The organism is Enterococcus sp. PLH-Efm8 (genome assembly GCF_053011625.1).
Genome location: NZ_CP172568.1, coordinates 2,403,084 through 2,421,360, shown reverse-complemented (window position 1 = coordinate 2,421,360; position 18,277 = coordinate 2,403,084). Strand labels below are relative to the sequence as shown.

Annotated in this window: 13 protein-coding genes; 9 read left to right on the top strand and 4 right to left on the bottom strand. The window is 37.5% G+C overall.

Annotation, left to right across the window (positions count from 1 at the left end; all coding sequences use genetic code 11):
* The first annotated feature begins 28 nt into the window (after positions 1–28).
* From ACIFUW_RS11945 to ACIFUW_RS11935, 3 genes are read left to right on the top strand one after another with little or no spacing between them, the layout of a single operon-like run.
* Positions 29–1,150: an exonuclease SbcCD subunit D gene (locus ACIFUW_RS11945; RefSeq protein WP_002288955.1), complete on the top strand. Its 1,122-nt coding sequence runs from the start codon at positions 29–31 to the stop codon at positions 1,148–1,150.
* A gap of 6 nt (positions 1,151–1,156) precedes the next feature.
* Positions 1,157–4,285: an AAA family ATPase gene (locus ACIFUW_RS11940; RefSeq protein WP_002288954.1), complete on the top strand. Its 3,129-nt coding sequence runs from the start codon at positions 1,157–1,159 to the stop codon at positions 4,283–4,285.
* An 18-nt stretch (positions 4,286–4,303) separates the two neighbouring features.
* On the top strand, positions 4,304–7,498 hold the full coding sequence (locus ACIFUW_RS11935; RefSeq protein ID WP_002288952.1) for a DEAD/DEAH box helicase: 3,195 nt from the start codon (positions 4,304–4,306) through the stop codon (positions 7,496–7,498).
* A 145-nt stretch (positions 7,499–7,643) separates the two neighbouring features.
* On the opposite strand, the gene ACIFUW_RS11930 is transcribed toward ACIFUW_RS11935, so the two are convergent.
* Entirely contained in the window at positions 7,644–8,351 is a 708-nt protein-coding gene (locus ACIFUW_RS11930; RefSeq protein ID WP_002294563.1) for an HAD family hydrolase, read from the bottom strand.
* 764 nt (positions 8,352–9,115) lie between these two features.
* On the opposite strand from ACIFUW_RS11930, the gene spxA reads away from it, so the two are divergent.
* Entirely contained in the window at positions 9,116–9,514 is a 399-nt protein-coding gene (gene spxA, locus ACIFUW_RS11925) for a transcriptional regulator SpxA (RefSeq protein ID WP_002296384.1), read from the top strand.
* 113 nt (positions 9,515–9,627) lie between these two features.
* Here the strand turns inward: spxA and ACIFUW_RS11920 are convergent, their stop codons facing one another.
* Positions 9,628–10,923 carry an ISL3 family transposase gene (locus ACIFUW_RS11920; protein WP_002296623.1) on the bottom strand — a complete coding sequence of 432 codons (1,296 nt, stop codon included), beginning with the start codon at positions 10,921–10,923 and terminating at the stop codon, positions 9,628–9,630.
* Between the two features lie 433 nt (positions 10,924–11,356).
* On the opposite strand from ACIFUW_RS11920, the gene ACIFUW_RS11915 reads away from it, so the two are divergent.
* The 3 genes from ACIFUW_RS11915 to pepF all read left to right on the top strand — a co-directional run bounded on the left by ACIFUW_RS11915 (position 11,357) and on the right by pepF (position 15,218).
* On the top strand, positions 11,357–12,010 hold the full coding sequence (locus ACIFUW_RS11915; protein ID WP_002288948.1) for an adaptor protein MecA: 654 nt from the start codon (positions 11,357–11,359) through the stop codon (positions 12,008–12,010).
* Positions 12,011–12,235: 225 nt separating this feature from the next.
* Positions 12,236–13,234 carry a competence protein CoiA gene (locus ACIFUW_RS11910; RefSeq protein WP_002288958.1) on the top strand — a complete coding sequence of 333 codons (999 nt, stop codon included), beginning with the start codon at positions 12,236–12,238 and terminating at the stop codon, positions 13,232–13,234.
* A gap of 175 nt (positions 13,235–13,409) precedes the next feature.
* Positions 13,410–15,218 (top strand): oligoendopeptidase F, encoded by a 1,809-nt coding sequence (gene pepF, locus ACIFUW_RS11905; protein WP_010729649.1) that lies wholly within the window; start codon positions 13,410–13,412, stop codon positions 15,216–15,218.
* A gap of 78 nt (positions 15,219–15,296) precedes the next feature.
* Here the strand turns inward: pepF and ACIFUW_RS11900 are convergent, their stop codons facing one another.
* Together ACIFUW_RS11900 and ACIFUW_RS11895 are read right to left on the bottom strand one after the other, a co-directional pair.
* Positions 15,297–15,974 (bottom strand): ClpXP adapter SpxH family protein, encoded by a 678-nt coding sequence (locus tag ACIFUW_RS11900; protein ID WP_002289850.1) that lies wholly within the window; start codon positions 15,972–15,974, stop codon positions 15,297–15,299.
* A 117-nt stretch (positions 15,975–16,091) separates the two neighbouring features.
* The gene (locus ACIFUW_RS11895) at positions 16,092–16,667 is read right to left on the bottom strand and encodes a CYTH domain-containing protein (RefSeq protein ID WP_002289849.1); all 576 of its coding nucleotides are present in this window, start codon (positions 16,665–16,667) and stop codon (positions 16,092–16,094) included.
* 130 nt (positions 16,668–16,797) lie between these two features.
* Here ACIFUW_RS11895 and ACIFUW_RS11890 point away from each other — a divergent pair, with 130 nt between their 5' ends.
* Both ACIFUW_RS11890 and ACIFUW_RS11885 read left to right on the top strand, forming a co-directional pair.
* Positions 16,798–17,502 (top strand): GTP pyrophosphokinase, encoded by a 705-nt coding sequence (locus ACIFUW_RS11890; protein WP_002289848.1) that lies wholly within the window; start codon positions 16,798–16,800, stop codon positions 17,500–17,502.
* Positions 17,480–18,277 (top strand): NAD kinase, encoded by a 798-nt coding sequence (locus ACIFUW_RS11885; RefSeq protein WP_002289847.1) that lies wholly within the window; start codon positions 17,480–17,482, stop codon positions 18,275–18,277. The genes ACIFUW_RS11890 and ACIFUW_RS11885 overlap by 23 nt, the downstream gene beginning before the upstream one ends.

Genomic DNA, 18,277 nt, shown 5'->3' with positions numbered 1-18,277 from the left:
TTAGAAGGACATTTTTTGAGGTGATTGAATGCGTTTTTTACATACAGCCGATTGGCATATCGGAAAAAAACTACAAGGTTATGACTTGATTGAAGACCAGCGTCATGTACTATCTTCTATACTAGATATCGCGAAAGAAGAAAAAGTAGAGGCAATCGTGATTGCCGGAGACTTATATGATAGGAGTGTCCCAGCTGTTGATGCCGTAGAATTATACAATGAATTGATGGTCGATTGGAATTTAAAGGAAAAGATCCCGATTTTTGCTATATCAGGAAATCACGATAGCAGTACGAGACTTTCAGCGGGTACGCCATGGTTCAGTTATTCGAACTATTTTTTGCGAACACAGCTAGCAGAAGCATTTGAACCAGTCGAGTTTAAAAACGTACAATTTTTCTTTCTTCCTTACTTTGAACCAATTGCAGCGAGATTATATTTTGAAGATGACAATATCCGAACGATCAAGCAAGCGGTAGCCAAGGTGATAGATAAAATGCAGGAGCTATTTGATTCAGAAAAAAAACAAGTATTGATTAGCCATTTTTTTGTAATGGGAAGTGTAAAATCTGATTCGGAAACGAAAATCGAAGTAGGCGGGTTGGATTCGATCCCTGGTGAACTACTTACACCGTTTGATTATGTAGCACTAGGACATTTGCATAATCAAGCTGCTTTGAGACAGGATAATGCTCGCTATAGCGGTTCCCCATTGAAATTCTCTTTATCTGAGATCAACCAAAAAAAAGGCGTATGGATCGTTGACCTGACAACAGGCCTGGAGTTGAATTTTAGGGAGATCGAACCCCTGCATGATATTGAAGAAATAACAGCGAGTTTCAAAGAATTGCTGGATCCTGCCTTTTATCAGTCCGTCAATCGGGAGAATTACATCTATATCTATCTCACTGATAGAACGATCATCCCGAATATGATGAACCAGCTTCGGCAAATATATCCTCGTATTTTGGGGATTGAACGGGCAAACGGTCGAGCAGAACAAACAAAGCGCAAACGAAAAGTACTAGAAATGAAAGATCCTCAAAAATTAGCAGAAGCATTTTTTAGTGAAATGACGGAAGAGCAGCTAACTGCAAACCAAGAAAAATGGCTCGGAGAAACGTTGCAAGAAATCATGGAAATGGAATGATCAAGAATGAAACCGAAAAAATTACAACTTAAAAATTTTGGTCCTTTTATCAATGAGACCGTAGATTTTTCACGTTTGACAGAAGCACCGCTTTTTTTGATCAGCGGGAAGACAGGAGCTGGCAAAACGACGATTTTTGATGGGATCACCTTCGCACTTTTTGGTGAAACTTCCGGAAGACTTCGCTCTGGAAAAGAGATGCGTTCTTTGTTTGCTACACCAGACGAAGAAACAAGCGTGACTTTTTCTTTTGAACATCAGCAGATGAGCTATGAAATCGAACGAAAACCAGAACAAGTTTTAGCAAAACGAAAAGGAAACGGAACAAAAAAACAGGCAGCCAAAGTAACGTTGACCATTTTTGATGGGAAAGGAAAAGAAATAAAACAAATCACAAAACGTACAGAAGCAGATCAGTTGATCAGAGAACTGATGAATCTCGATGCGAAACAGTTTTCTCAAATCGTTTTACTACCCCAAGGAGAATTCCGTAATTTTTTGGTTTCATCAAGCAGTGATAAAGAGACTGTTTTACGTCATTTATTCGGTACTCAATTTTTCCAACAGTTCAATGAGCGATTAAAAGAAAAAGCAAAACAACAGCAACAAAAATTGGATCATTTAGAGCAAGAGCTGCATCTTCTGCAAAAAAGGTTTGTTTTAGTCAAAGAAGAGGAACCAGCAGCAGGGTTTGAAGCCGTTTTAGCCCAATGGACAAACCATCAGGCAATACTCGAAAAACAAATCACGGAAGAAAAAGAAGCTCTAACGGAACTTCAGGAAAAACAAAAGCAACTAGAAAATTCCTACTATCGTTTTGAAAGCTTGAAAAAAAGTTATGAAGAAAAAACGATATTAATAAACAAGCAAAAGGAATTAGCTGCTCAAAAAGACGAAATAGAGGAAAAGAAACGATGGATTGGGTATTATGAATTTACGCAACGATTAGTCGAACCAATCCAGCGCCTACAAGAAATAAAAGTTGAAAAAATAGAACTGTCACAAAAAAGTAGTGAGCAAACAAAGAAACTAGCGATGACTACGCAGAATTATGAAGAGTGGCAAAAAAATGAAGCAAACCGCGTACGCCGACAAACAAAAATCAAAGAAGCTGCTCAAAAACTGCAAAACAAACAGATGATGGTGCCAATTGTCGAATCCTTACGTAGTAAAAAACAAGACGCAGAACAATTAACAATTTCATTGGATAAAGAAGAATTGAATGCCGAGAAGCTGTATCAAAATCTCGCTATCTATCAGGAAAGAACTCGAATTCTTCAAGAAAATTTACTGGATCAGGAAAAACTGCAAGAAGATCGTCTTGCTTTTGGACAGTTAAAATATCTAGATGAAAAGCAGCAAGAAATAGAAAAACAAAAAGCAAAAGACACTGGGTCGCTCGCACAGATAAGAGAAGAACTCAAAAAAGCAACTGAAGAAATAACAAAAAATAGTCAGCTATTGAAAGAACAGACAGAACAAGCAGAACAGCTGAAAAGCCAATGGGCAAAGCAGCAAATTGCTCGTCTTCAGCTTTTTTTGCGTCCAGGGGAGCCATGTCTTGTTTGTGGATCAACGGAACACCCCATACAACAATTAAAACACGAACAGCCAAATAAGGAAGATATCTTAAAAGTAGAACAACAACTGGCAGAAGCTGAGTCTGCTGTAGAAAGAACTCAGCAAATCATTGCCAAAAGTGAAGCACATGAAAATAATCTTCAACAACAATTATCAGATTTAGAACAAAAAATCATGGCAACGAATATACAATTGGCTGAACAAGAAGAACACTTGCAACAGGCTTTGAAAAAGGCATTTCCTGAGATAACAGAACAAAAAACAAAAACAACTCTTGTAGTAATCGAACAATCTTTAGATAGACGAAAAAGCAAGATGGCCAATGCAAGAATAGAGCTGGAAGAAATAAGACAACAAGCAGAAAAGCTCGAACAACAATTAGCTGTCTACAAACAGCAGCAGACAGAAAAAAATAATCAGCTCCAGCAACTGCAAGGAGAAATCAAAAGTTTAGAACAACAATTGCAAGATACGGATAGTAACTGTTTAGAAGAGGAGATACGACGACTTGAAAAACAGTTAGAAGAAGACTCGAATCAACTAGCTGTTGAGCAGAAAGCAGGAGTGCAATTGTTGCAAGATCTTCATACGCTTCGGACACAGCTTGATCTTCAACATGAACAAATAGAAAAAATAGATGAAAAAATAGAAAAGGAACAAGAAAGAATAGCTAAAAAGTTAGAAAGCCAGTCGTATTTTTCAACAATTGAAGAAATCTGTGCATTTGCACAACAGCAAGCACAATATAAAGAAAACCAACGTACAGTTACTTCTTATCATGAAGAGCAATTAGTGACAGCTGACCGGCTGCGTCAATTAGAAAATATCCAGCTAACTGAGACATTCCCAGATACAGAAGAGATCAGCCAACAGTTAGAAGAAATAAGACGTATGATCGAAATAAAGCAAGAAAAGATATACGGTTTACAAGAACAAAAAATTAGTAATCAAAAAATCTACGATGAATGTCTTTCGATTTATCACACAAGCCAGACGAAATTAGATGAGCTTACGCAATTACAGCAGCTTTCGCAAACATTCAACGGAGAAAATCCTAAGAAGACTAGTTTGGAACGGTATGTGCTTCAGGTTTATCTTCAAGAAGTGTTACAAGTAGCAAATGATCATCTCCAACGTTTAACGAAAAATCGTTATCAATTTGAGCTAGCGGATACCATTGGCAGTTATCGAGGGAAAACCGGATTAGAAATCAATATCTATGATGATCAGGCAGGTATGTCTCGAAGTGCGCATACCCTGTCTGGCGGTGAGAGTTTTATTGCAGCACTTTCTTTAGCATTAGCTCTTGCCGATGTGATCCAGACACAAGCTGGTGGTGTAGCAATCGATGCATTGTTTATTGATGAAGGATTTGGGTCATTAGATGAAGAAGCTTTGGAAATGGCAATGGAAGCTTTAGAAACGATCGAAAGTGAAGGAAGAATGATCGGCATCATTAGTCATGTAAGAGAATTGAAAGAACGAGTATTACAACAAATAAGAATTGATACAGAAGGTAGCGGACAAAGCAAAATACGCTATCAACTTGGATAAAAAGGGAGATTGGTAACTATGAAATGGAGTATTCCAGAAAAAGTCATTGCACGTGGACGTCAATACTTGCAAGAAGGCCGAGTGTTATCGGTTGTCCCTGACCAAGAAGAAAACGTGTGGCATGCAGAAGTCTTGGGCAGTGAATTGTATATGGTTGATTTGGATGGTACAGCAAAAGAGATAGATTACTGCCAATGTCCCTATTGGGAGGAACATAAATATTGTAAGCATACAGTTGCTGTGGAACTTTATTTACGGTCGAAAAATCTATCTCGTATCATGAAAAAAGACCAGCCAATGCTAGAACCGGTAAAAGCAACAAGTGAGGGAGAAATCATTGCAAAAGGTTTTTCTCGTCTAAAAACACAAAACAATCCTCAAGCGGTGCAACCTTTGATTATTGAATACCAAGTAGAAACGATTGAGACTAATCAGTATCACCCAGAGCTTTCTATTTTGGCACTTTACTTGCGTATCGGTTCATTGGCATCACCGAAAAAAACATATATCGTAAAAAACATCTATGATTTTTTACAAGCTTACACAGAAAAAGAAACTTACACTGTTAATAAACAGTACCAGTTTCGTCTAGATAAACGGGCGTTTCAAAAAGAAGATCAAAAAATACTCACGCATCTTGCAGGAAGTGCTCAGACGCATCAATTATTAGGTACGAACGGCTTACAAGTCAAAGGAAAACTAGATAAAAGATATCTGCTTCTCCCAGTAGAACAAGCCCGCTTCCTGTTAGAGCAGATGAATCAGACTACACGTTTGCATCTGCAGATAAATGAACAAAACGATCAAGGAATACAATTTTCCGATCAAAACAAACCTTTATCATTCAAAGTGGAAAAATTTGGAGAAGATTATTTGCTGCAAGCATTGAATGATTTTGATTTTTTCTTTATGCATTATCAGTGGGGAGTTATCCAAGGGACATTTTATTCTCTGACGAAATATCAACAAACGGTTTATCAAACTTGGAAACAATTGATTCGCCGATTGGAGAAACCAGAAGTAGTGTTCAAGAAAAAAGAATTACCGTCTTTGTTTAAAGAGATTATCCCTCTGCTGTCAGAGATCGGCGACGTAGCTATTGCCCCTGCAGTAGAAGAGGAAGTAGCAGATATCCCCGTCGAATTTATTTTCTTTTTCCGAAAAGCAAAAGGAAAAATCCAAGCTCGAGTCGATTTCGTCTATGGTGAAGTCATCTATTCGACTGACCCGAAGCATGAGGTCTCGACAGAACAGGCTTTTCAGGTGTTACGTGACACAGTAGAAGAGAAACGAGTACTTGATCTATTCAGAATGTATCGCTACCAGAAAAATGAAACTGGTTATGAACGTCCATTGCCAAGCGGGGAAGAACTATATGCCTTTTTCCGCACAGAACTATCTGTCTTCCGTCAGTTTGGTGAAGTCAGACTTGGAAGAAAATTGCGAGAGTTGTATTTAGATGCGCATAAACATCAACCGAAAATCGAAGTAACCGAGACCGGTTCATGGCTCGATATTCGATTCGATGTGACAGGGATAGAGGAGCAAGAAATCGATCATGTCCTGCAAAGCTTGCTGAGAAATGATGCTTTTTATACATTAGAAAATGGTCAGGTTCTTTCTTTTGATTCAGAAGAATTTCAACAAACAAGCCAAGTGTTGCAACAATTACGGGAATCGATACGTACAGAAGAAGGAACGATCCATGTACCTAAAAATCAAGGATTGATCATTCAAAATCAATTGGAAAAAAGCAATGCTACTTTTAGTGAATCGTTCCAAACGATGGTACAAGATCTCATTCATCCAGAAAGATACCAGGCACAGCTTCCCAAAGGATTGAATGCAACGATGAGAGATTATCAAAAGCAAGGTTTTCGATGGTTGAAGATGTTAGGTCATTATCAGTTTGGCGGTATTTTAGCCGATGAAATGGGACTTGGGAAAACACTACAGACAATTGCCTTTTTACTTTCGGAAAAAGAAGAACGGAAAAGCTTCTCTGCTTTGATCGTAGCGCCTGCGAGCTTAATTTACAACTGGCAGGCAGAGGTGAGAAAATTCGCCCCTTCTTTAAGTATCCAAGTAATCAATGGGAATAAAAAAGAACGTGAAGAATTACTGGCTAAAGACACAGATATCCGAGTGACTTCTTATGCCAGCTTAAGACAGGATCTAGCTAATTATCAGTCGCAAAAAATTGATTATTTGATTCTTGATGAGGCACAAATGGTCAAAAATAGCAGTACGAAAACTGCACAAGCATTGAGAGAATTAGCTGTACCTCAGCGGTTTGCACTGAGTGGGACACCAATCGAGAATAATTTAGAAGAATTGTGGTCATTGTTTGCAACGATTATGCCAGGATTTTTCCCGACTAAAACAAAATTCAGGGAACTTGCCGCAGAAGAAATTGCGCAAATGATTCGACCGTTTATTTTACGGCGAGATAAACAAACTGTGTTGAAAGACTTGCCGGAAAAAACAGAGATGAATCTATATTCTGCACTTACAGAAGAACAAAAAACTGTTTATTTAGCTTACTTGCGTCAAATGCGTGAAGAAATCACATCAATGGATTCTGAAGCATTCAAGAAAAACCGGATCGGGATACTTGCTGGTCTGACAAGACTGCGACAAATTTGCTGCGATCCTCGTCTGTTTATTGAAGATTACCAAGGCGGTTCCGGCAAGCTCGAACAAGTAAAAGATCTACTGGTAGCTGCCAAAGAGAACAAACGAAGAGTTTTGCTGTTTTCTCAATTTACAGGGATGCTGACTATCTTGCAAGAAGAGTTAGCCGAGCTAGGGATCTCGACATTTTATTTAAGAGGCAGTACGAAACCACAAGATCGGTTAAGTATGGTAGACGCATTTAATGCTGGCGAAAAAGATGTTTTTCTGATTTCCTTAAAGGCTGGGGGAACTGGATTGAATCTCACGGGAGCAGATACGGTCATCTTGTATGACCTTTGGTGGAATCCTGCCATTGAAGAACAAGCTGCTGGACGTGCACATCGGATCGGACAAAAAAATGTGGTAGAAGTGTGGCGTATGATCTCTGAAGGAACGATTGAGGAACGCATGGATTCACTCCAGCAAGAAAAACGCGAACTGTTCCAAAAAGTGATCCAAGGTAATGAAGAACAGTTGACGAAACTGACTGAAGAAGACATCCGCATGATTTTAAGTGTAGGAGAAATCGAGGAGTAAGAGACTCGAAAAAGCGTTCAGTAATGGGTAAGAAAGCCTTTCTAAAGAAGCGATTGTTTATTTGATTTAAAAAATAGCAAGGAGGCTGGGATTCCATTTTATCCCAGCTTCCTTGCTATCATTTTTTTATTTCTATTTTTAAAGGTTATACAAAGATTGTCTTCATTGTCTCTAACAGCTGATCAAAAGAAGAAATCTCGATATCGCAAATTGGAGTCTGTTCAATTTTGCGTTCTCGATGGTTGAACCAAAGCGCTTGCCAGTTAGCACTTTTTGCACCTAGAACATCATTGTCGTAATTATCGCCAACGTATAAGGTCTCTTCTGGAAGCATATGAAATTCTTTCTCAGCCAGCTGAAAAATCTCTTTTTCTGGTTTTTGGAAACCTGTTGCTTGAGAAATGAGCATATTGCGGGAAGGAATCCAATTGTTCAATTGAAGTTGCTTCAGTTTTTTTGTCTGATGGTCAGTCGGCCCATTTGTGATAATTCCTAATGGGACATTCTTTTCCTTCAAGAAATCGAGGGTTTTTTTGACCTCCTCATGCAAGCAGATATTATCAAGTTCTTCCTCGTAAATTTTTTGAAATAAGAGGCCATCTTCTTCCGTAATATGAGGGTAGTCTAAATCTTTTAGTGATTGGCTGATCCGATGTGCTCGCATATATTCTAGTGTCCAATCTCCTGCCATTACTTTTGGGAAGTTTTCATCACTATGATGGCGGAACCGGATATATAGTGGATGCATATCTGCATCTGAAACAAGCGGAACGACTCTTTTGACCGCGTTTCGAAATGGCTGCTGCTGATCATACATCGTATCATCAACATCAAACACAACTGATTTAATCAAAATTTTACACGCCTTTCGGTTTTCATTGATTTTTTCACAAATCCTTGACTATTGTAACAGAAAAAATTGTCTAAAAAAGCTGATAAATAAAGGTTTTTCTTACTATATTTCTATTTCCTTGACAGAATAAGGTTTTTATATTTCAGTTTTTTTCACTAAAAATCGTGAAACACGTCAATAAGTTTGATGAACAAATTAATCATTATGGTAGAAGTCGATTGATTTATTTTAATGCAATCTCTGTGGAATTTTCGAAAGATTTATTTTTTTAATACAGTCTCAATATAACTATTCAAACATAAAATAACGTTATTTGATTTATTTGTTTATAGTAAATTTTATTTAGTAATCATTGCTTTAAAATACTACGCTTATATAACAGAGAAAATAAGCGTTATAATAAAGAACAGTATTATTTAAAATGACAGAAAACATTACTATTAAAGAAATAAAAAACATAAAAAATCTTAAGAAATCGGTTTCATTTAGCTTTTGAGATAAAATAATAGTACAGTTTTATACGCTGTTTCATATGTTTAGAAAATTTGAATTAGATTTGAAAACTCTAATTTTTAAATGATAAAAAAAGCGAGAATGCTGGTTTTACTGTATATTAACCTTAGATAACTTTCATTTTTTTAAAAAAATTATGAAAAAAAGGTAGCTATTTAAAAGTTGATTATGTATAATAGAAACAGATGGGAGATTATTATGATCTTCTGTTACAAAAAAGTGATTCTTATCACGAAAAGGAGTGGTGCACGTTGTTAACATTATATACTTCCCCAAGTTGTACTTCCTGCAGAAAGGCTCGTGCGTGGTTGCAAGAACATCAGATTCCATTTGTTGAACGTAATATTTTTTCAGAACCATTGAACAGTTCTGAATTAAAAGCGATTTTACAAATGACAGAAGACGGAACAGAAGAAATCATCTCGACACGTTCCAAAGTATTCCAAAAACTGAACATGGATTTAGATGATCTGCCGTTACAAGAATTATTGGAACTTGTGCAAAACAATCCTGGATTGCTTCGCCGTCCAATCATGATTGATGATAAACGTCTGCAAGTTGGTTTTAATGAAGATGAAATTCGTCGGTTCCTACCGCGCGATGTACGACAATTAGAATTACGTCAAGCACAATTGATGGCTGGATTATAGAAGGATAATACGAAACTTGGAAAAGACTGGCTCTTTGTCAAATGATGTTGGTAAAGAGAAATCTTAGAATAATTTGGACAGAACAGAAAGAAGAAAACCTCTTTCTGTTCTGTTTATTTGGTTAAAAATGTTTTGCCATGACGAATCATAATTCGTAGTTTGAAATTGTAAAAGTTGCGAAAGCCGTACGCATTGCGTTTTAATACTTTGATGTGGTTGTTTAAGCATTCCAATGGTCCGTTTGAATAGCTGTAGTGAAGCGCATTTTGGATCTGTGGCAGAAACTTTTTAAACGTTCGTAAAGTGGTTGTATAGGTTTCTGGCAGACCGCTAATGTCTCTAGTTAAACAATCCTCAAATAGTGACTGATCTCTTTTCTTTACCGCATAAAGAATGTCTTGGTATAACTGATAGCCTTGGCGTAAGTTGGGACAAGCAGCTAACAGTCGATCGGCAATCTCACTTTCAGTCAAATAATCTTTAAAACTGGCACGCCAAACCCGTTTTTCATAGTTTAACTTTGCTTCTTCTTTTTGTAGGAGTTTCCAATAGCGCTTCAATTTTTTCCCTAACCCTCGTTGAGAGTGGGAATTTCCTTTAAGTCGTACCGTGGTTTCTTTCACTCGATGATTCAAGAAAGTTCTGCCAATATGTTGGACGATGTGGAAACGATCGATGATCAACTGAGCATTCGGGAAAAGCTTTTTCACCAACGAAACATAAGGCGCATACATATCAATAACAATCAATTGAACGGCTTCACGAGTCGCTAATGAAAACCGAGAAAAATAGCGTTCTAAATAAGGCAAGCGTCGATTTTCGACAATATCCAATAATGCATGGCTTTGTCCGTCCATCATGATAAAACTCATTGCACTGGCAACACTTCGAACCGATTTGAATTCATCAAAGCATAAGACCTTTGGCAAAGTCTGTTTGAAAGGATTCAATGGGCGGTAGAATCGCTTCATGACACGATAGACCGAAGAAGTGGAAATATTTTTCTGACGAGCGATTTCCGTCATGGAAGTATTCTCTTTTAAGCGAGCAATGACAGACCAACGAACTTTTTGACTAATGAAACAGTGTTTTTCAGCAACAGAGGTATCCGCTACGAATGTTCTTTGGCAAGACTTACATTTAAATCGTTGTTTCTTCAGCTCCAGATAAGTGCGATACTCAGACACATCATTCAGTAACAACCGAACGGTTGTCGTCCCCCAACGAATGATCCTAGAGGGGACGACACAAAGACAATGGGAACACTCTTCTGGCTTGTACAGAAGAGTTCCTTTGTAAATCAAGCAAATTTGCCCTTTGTATTTTTCTTTAGTTAAACAATTTTCCTCGAAATAGATATTTAGGTCTAGAATATTTAGGGTATCTTTGATAAGCTGAGTATGAGACATCTTGAATCCTCCTATGAATTGGTAGCCAAATTAATTCTAAAGGATTTCAGGGTGTCTTTTCTATATTTTTTTATACAAAAAAGATGTTGGTGAAGTTCACCAACATCAAAAAGTATAGAGCCAAAAGACTATTACAAAGATAGTTTTTCCAAGTTTTTTTGTTTTTACAAAAAGTATTCTTGATTAGATGTATAAAAAGGTAGTAGAAGATGATGATTGCACGAAAAATAGAGAGGGAAAATTAGCTGAAAAGTCGGCTATATAGTATTCGTCTGCCAAAAATGTTATAGTTAAATAAGATAGCTTGAAAGGTTGAAAAATCCGCTGGTTTTATTAAATTCGCTTAACAGCGAGATTTTTTTTCTTTACATTTAAGCTGATTTCGCTACAATGAATCTATATTAAACATTGTGGCAAAGTGAGGTGTAGCAAAATGGAAATGGAACATATTAATGAAAATACGATCCGTGTACTAATTGGTCATGAAGATTTAGAGGAACGGGGCGTTTCATTTTTGGATTTACTTGGCAATCACAAAGAAATCGAAAATTTCTTTTATAGTATTTTGGAAGAAGTTGATATCGAAGAGGAGTTCCGAGGAAGCGAAGCTGTCACTTTCCAAGTTTTGCCAAAAGGAGACGGATTAGAACTGTTTATCAGTAAAAATCTTCCGGATGAAGAAATTTCTCAATCAGAAGATTCTACTGTTGATTCAGAAGATGTGAGTGACTTTCTTCGTCAGCAGATTATTGGCAGCGATCCGGAGGAAGAATTATCTGGAAGCGCCCTAGAAGAACAGGAAAGACAAGCAACTTTTGCTTTTGAAGATTTTGAACAAGTGATCCAACTTGCAACAGATGTCGAACTAGAGTCTGCTTGGACTGATTTGTATTTATTCGAAGAGCGCTATTACCTAGTCGTTCACTTCTGGATGGAAAATCTCAACCAAGCGGATGTAGAGAATCAGATTGCTCGAATTTTGGAGTTTGCTGAAAAGAGCGATCGTACACCAGAAACATTGAATGAATATGGACAATGTCTGATGGCGCGTAATGCTATCGAGCGAACGAAATTTTATTTTGTATAAATCAGCATTATAGTAAGAGACTGTGACAAAAATTGTGTCGCAGTCTTTTTTTCGTATAAATGTGTTCAAAAGCTTGCATCTGCGGTAACAAGCCCAACCAAACGAAAAATATTGGGAACTATTTTTGTTTAGCTGTTCTTATTACTTGATGCAGAATAGCTTTTTCACGCCCTCTTTTTTCGTGTAAATAAATTCTTAGACGTAAATAAGTTCAGAGGGAGAAAAATGCTGCTTGCAATGAATGAATATAATAAGTGCTGTTTTGCTAAACATGCAGAAAAAGGAAAGAAATATTATTGTCGTGGCTGTCGAAAAAGAGTGATTTTGAAAAAGGGAAAGAAAAAATGTGCTCATTTTGCCCATCAAAAATCAGATAACTGTTCGGTCTTTAGTGAAAGAGAATCAAAAGAGCACTTACAGTTAAAGGAATGCTTCATGGATTGGCTGGGACAGTCAGTAGAACCAGTATTTTTGGAAGCCTATTTGCCGAGGTTGCGGCAAAGGCCGGATATTTTGTTGGCGAATCTAGCAATAGAAATCCAATGTTCTAGACTGTCTCACCAGAGATTTATTGAAAGAACCCAAAATTATTTGAATAACAGTTACCAAGTATGGTGGATACTTGGTAATTCTTTTCTTGGACAATCGCAATTCTCATTGATAGAAAAAAGTTGCTGCTACTATAATAGAAAAAGAGGAGTGCATTGCTGGAAAGCTGATCTCAAGAAACAAAAGCTTTATTTGTATCATCATATTACAGAGACTGTATCAGGGCATATTTCCTTTTGCAGTAGCTGCTGGACTTTTTCTAGTAGGGACCTTAAAGAAATATTCACTAGTAACGAAATTAAAATGAACCAAATGAAAAAAATAGAAAAAGTGAGTGAAGATGGGAAGAAATGGCTGACACGCCAACTTATTCACAAGCAAAAGAATACAGTATCCATACAAGAACAATGCTACTTGCGTCATAAACATCTTTTGCATCTATCATCGTGGATCTATCAAAAAAGTCGGTTTTTCTTTTATTTACAAGAACAGGTTTTTCTTTATCGAATGTTGTACGAAGAAGCCTTGGAAAACCAGAAAGTTCCTGATTTCAACTCATGGCTTTGCCAAATAAAAGAACATAAAAGGGAATGGCTTTTTCCTATGATTGATGAAGAGATGGTCTATCAGCAGTTTTTTAACGAATGCATACACTTGTCTTCTTTGAAAAAATAGTAAGTATAAAAATAGGCTAGGAATCGGTTTTCTATGTAAAACAAGATTTAGTTATGCTAAAATTGATGGAAGCAGACACATGAATGAGTAGAAAAGTTAGATGCTGTGACATGTGGATGTTAGACTATGATCTATTTTGATAGATAGAGCTAAGGGAAGAAAAGGAGTGGATTTCATGGAAGTAAAGCAGTTGCCAAAACGAGAAGAATTGCCTGAAAATTTAACTTGGGACTTGACCAAGATCTTTTCAAGCGACCAAGAGTTTGATGAGAAATATTTGGAATTATCAGAAGAGTTAAAACAATCTGAAAAACACAAAGGAACACTTGATCAAGGCGCTTCTCAATTTTTAAATGCGATTGAATTCGTATTGAGGGTTTATCGCCAAACTGAAGTCATTTATGTATATGCGCACCTTAAAAACGATCAAGACACTGGAAATACAGATTACCAAGCGCTTTATGCAAGAGCAAGCAGTCTGTTTTCGAAAGTTAGTGAAGCCGTTTCCTGGTTTGAACCAGAAATATTGCAATTGTCAGATGACCAGATTTGGCAATATTTCAAAGAAGAACCAAAATTGGAAGTCTATCGCCATTATATCCAGCAAATAGTAGATAATCGAGCCCATGTCTTATCTGCTGAGCAGGAATCTCTTCTTGCTGGAGCAGGTGAAATCTTTGATGCTTCAAGTGATACATTTGCTGTTTTGAATAATGCAGATCTAGTTTTTCCAACGATTGAAGGAGAAAATGGTGAAATAGTCCAATTATCTCATGGCGTGTATGGTCAGTTGCTAGAAAGCACGGATCGAAGGGTGCGCGAAGCAGCATTTAAGGGATTGTACAGTGTTTACGAACAATTTAGAAATACATTTGCTTCTACTTTAGGCACACATATAAAAGGACATAATTTTAAAGCGAAAGTCCGTAATTACAGCTCTGCCAGAGAAGCGTCTTTGAGCAATAATCATATTCCTGAAAGTGTATACGATACTTTGGTAGACGTGGTAAACAAGCATTTGCCTTTGTTACATCGATACATGGAATTACGGAAACGTTTATTAGAAGTGGAAAAACTGCACATGTATGATCTTTATACACCGGTCTTAGGGGAAGCTCCAATTACCTTTACGTACGAAGAAGCAAAAGAAAAAGCTTTAGAAGCACTGAAACCAATGGGTGAAGAATACATGGCCATCGTAGAAAAAGCATTCTCTGAACGTTGGATCGATGTTGTCGAAAATAAAGGGAAACGAAGCGATGCTTATTCTTCGGGAAGCTATGACACAAATCCATATATTTTATTGAATTGGCATGATACGCTGGATCAGCTATTTACGCTTGTCCACGAAATGGGACATAGTGTTCATAGTTATTTCACTCGTTCGAACCAGCCTTATGTGTACGGCGACTACTCCATCTTTTTAGCAGAAATTGCTTCGACAACGAATGAAAATATCCTAACGGAGTATTTATTGGAAACAGAAAAAGACCCTCGTGTACGGGCTTATGTACTCAACCATTACTTGGATGGGTTTAAAGGAACAGTTTTCCGCCAGACACAATTCGCTGAATTCGAGCATTTCATGCATACGGAAGATGAAAAAGGTGTGCCATTGACTAGTGAATACCTAAGTGATAGTTATGGTAAATTGAATGCAAAATATTATGGTCCAGCAGTCGAAGAAGACCCAGAAATTAAATTCGAATGGTCACGGATACCGCATTTTTATTATAATTACTATGTTTTCCAATACTCGACTGGCTTTTCTGCTGCTTCAGCACTGGCGAAGAAAATACTAAACCAGGAACCAGAGGCACTAGAGAACTACTTGGCTTACCTAAAAGCAGGTAACAGCGATTATCCTGTGGAAGTAATGAAAAAAGCAGGAGTTGATATGACACAGGCTGCATATATTGAAGATGCAATGTCGATGTTTGAACAACGTCTAAATGAATTAGAAGAATTGATCGATCGTTTATAAGGCTTTCTATTTTTGATTTTCTCGAATAGAAACGAAAAAAATACGTCGGCTCTCTTGTAAGGGAGTCGACGTATTTTTTTAATTAGAAAGCAAGTGTAAATGGCTAGTTCTTGAATGGAACTGAGAATCATTTGTATGTAAATGTTCACCATTAAAAACTTGATATGAGTTATCTGTTGTTTTACACAGCTCTGTGATTCTCCAAAGGCTACTTGTACCTTTTACTTCTACTAAAACACCAAAATCACGGTCGCAGGCATAATTGTAAACGACTGCAGAAGGGTGTTTTGTGATGCCCATTTCCCGAGCAATTTTTTGATCAGAAAAGAATACTTCTTTAACGAAGTCAGACTGACGATCTTCTTTAAACATATTCAAATCGCCGCCGATTTCTTCAAATATGGATTCAGCAAGTTCTTGAGAATATGGTATGTCATTACAGCCGACTGCTTCTTGCAATTTGATCAAAAAACGGCGGCCTTTTTTCTTTCCTTGAAACTGCGCCGCTTTGCAGTCCAATGCTGCAGAATAAGTCATTGAGAATAAGTGATTACGTTCCTCAAGATTGTTCTGAGAAATTCCTTTTTGTTGCATGACATCCCCAATTGTCTGCAAATTGACCAAAGGAAGAAAGCGAAATTGCATCTTTTCTTTTGATGGTGTCCCGTACTCTTCTTCGATAAATTGTAATAACTGTTGTTCCATTTCGAAACAGTATTCCCCTAAAGGATTAACAAATAAATAGATTTCGATCATATGAATCTCCCCCAAAATAGATTCTATACAACTAGTGACTAGATTCTTTCACATCCTATAACTTAACAGAAAAAAGTAAAAAAATGAACTCAAGTGCCTTGTGAAAATGAAAGGTTTCTAATTTTTAGCTTCAAGCATACGTTGGATCTTGTTCTTAGCAGGACGATAAGGTAAAGAAAAACGTTTTAAAAAATTTATAAAAGCAATTTTTCCCACAGATGCATCCCCTACCTCTAGTTCCAGTTCAAAATCGTGTAGATTGTCTCCCCAGCTTTCATCAATAGCTAAAAGTCCTTCTTCAATAGGGAATTCAGCCCGTTTTGTTGTAAGCTTTCCGGTTTGGATTAATGAAGCAGGATCGATATTCAAATCAGAAAGTTTTTGAAAAACTGCGCCTGAACGAGGCAGACGTTTTTCGAAGATAAATGCTTCTGCTTCTTCTGTTATAAAGGTATCCGTTGTTTCGAGACGCCCTTTTTCAGCAGGTGTTTTTAATGTATATTCAGCTTGATGACCAACGAAACGGATCCGTAGGCCACAATTTTGTTTCTTCAGCTGTTCATCAACGGTATCGAAATAAATATTAGTCTGTACACGGAAATCTTTATCTGTTAATTGATAGTGAGCGATGAATATCTCGTACTCTTGCTTTGTCAGCATAGATTTATATTCGATTTCAAGCATTTGTGTCATTTGATCGACTCCTTTTTGTCTATTTTGCCTAATTTTCTTTTTTTGGTCAATGCATAAATCAAGAGTACGAAAAAACTTTGCATATATGGTAGAATAAACAATGAATGTTAATGAAGTAGAGGTATCAGCTATGGAACGAGATTGGGAAGCATTTTTAGCACCATATGAACAAACTGTATCAGAATTGAAAGTGAAACTGCGGGGGATCCGCAAACAGTTCCGTGAACAAAATCGACATGTCCCGATTGAATTTGTCACTGGGAGAGTCAAGCCAGTCGATAGTATTGTAACAAAATCACAATTACGGCATATTCCAATGGGACGTTTAGAAGAAGAAATGTCTGATATTGCCGGGTTAAGGATCATGTGTCAGTTTGTAGAAGATATCCATCAAGTTGTTGAGATCATCCGTAAAAGAAAAGACATGAAAGTTCTCCAAGAACGAGATTACATCACAAATAAAAAAGCAAGTGGCTACCGTTCTTATCATCTGGTGATCGAGTATCCTGTACAGCTGATCAGCGGTGAGAAGAAAATTTTGGCGGAAATCCAGATTCGGACTCTTGCGATGAATTTCTGGGCAACGATTGAGCATTCGCTGAATTATAAATATCAAGGCGTTTTTCCAGAAGAAATGAGTGAACGACTTCAGCGTGCGGCAGAAGCTGCCTATCAGTTGGATGAAGAGATGTCCAGTATCCGTGAAGAAATCCAAGAAGCACAGCGGTTATTCTCCCATGGAAGAGGAAAATCAGATGATGTCTACTATCGAACGCTTTTGAAGAAAGAAAGCGAAAGAGAGGAGGCAGGGGATGAAAGTAGCGATCGTTCATAATAAAGAAGCAAAGACTATAGAAGTGACAGAACGTTTGAACGCACTTTTAGAACAAGCAGGGATTCAACGAGATGATCATGAGCCAGAATTGGTCATCTCAGTCGGCGGAGACGGCACATTATTGTCGGCGTTCCATCACTACAGTCATTGTCTGAATGATGTGCGTTTCTTGGGCGTGCATACAGGTCATTTAGGGTTTTACACGGATTGGCGGGATTACGAGCTGGAAGAACTAGTAGACAGCTTACGAACGAACCGGGAACAAAGTGTTAGTTATCCCTTGCTGGATGTTCGGATCAGTTATTTGGATGAAACACCGGACCAGCATTTTTTAGCACTGAATGAATCAACGATTAAACGGGCCAATCGTACGATGGTAGCCGATGTATACATCAAAAACGAGCTGTTTGAAAGTTTTAGAGGAGATGGATTGACGATTTCTACGCCTACTGGTTCGACAGCATATAATAAAAGTGTCGGCGGTGCTGTGATCCATCCTAGTATCAATGCCTTTCAGTTGGCAGAGATTGCTTCACTGAATAATCGAGTGTTTCGTACTTTGGGTTCTCCGATCGTGATTGCCCATGATGAATGGCTAGAAATAAAATTGGAAAATACAGAAGATTATCTTGTAACGGTTGATCAATTGAATGTCGCAAAAGCAAATATCCGCTCAATTTATTATCGAATAGCAGAAGAACGGATCCATTTTGCTTCTTATCGACATATGCATTTTTGGCATCGTGTGAAAGATGCCTTTATTAGTGAGGATTGA

Coding starts and splice junctions, on each gene's coding strand:
- ACIFUW_RS11945 (WP_002288955.1), top strand. CDS start 29: ATGCGTTTTTTACATACAGCCGATTGGCATATCGGAAAAAAACTACAA.
- ACIFUW_RS11910 (WP_002288958.1), top strand. CDS start 12,236: ATGCTGCTTGCAATGAATGAATATAATAAGTGCTGTTTTGCTAAACAT.
- ACIFUW_RS11890 (WP_002289848.1), top strand. CDS start 16,798: ATGGAACGAGATTGGGAAGCATTTTTAGCACCATATGAACAAACTGTA.
- ACIFUW_RS11915 (WP_002288948.1), top strand. CDS start 11,357: ATGGAAATGGAACATATTAATGAAAATACGATCCGTGTACTAATTGGT.
- ACIFUW_RS11900 (WP_002289850.1), bottom strand. CDS start 15,974: ATGATCGAAATCTATTTATTTGTTAATCCTTTAGGGGAATACTGTTTC.
- ACIFUW_RS11895 (WP_002289849.1), bottom strand. CDS start 16,667: ATGACACAAATGCTTGAAATCGAATATAAATCTATGCTGACAAAGCAA.
- pepF (WP_010729649.1), top strand. CDS start 13,410: ATGGAAGTAAAGCAGTTGCCAAAACGAGAAGAATTGCCTGAAAATTTA.
- ACIFUW_RS11885 (WP_002289847.1), top strand. CDS start 17,480: ATGAAAGTAGCGATCGTTCATAATAAAGAAGCAAAGACTATAGAAGTG.
- ACIFUW_RS11940 (WP_002288954.1), top strand. CDS start 1,157: ATGAAACCGAAAAAATTACAACTTAAAAATTTTGGTCCTTTTATCAAT.
- ACIFUW_RS11935 (WP_002288952.1), top strand. CDS start 4,304: ATGAAATGGAGTATTCCAGAAAAAGTCATTGCACGTGGACGTCAATAC.
- ACIFUW_RS11920 (WP_002296623.1), bottom strand. CDS start 10,923: ATGTCTCATACTCAGCTTATCAAAGATACCCTAAATATTCTAGACCTA.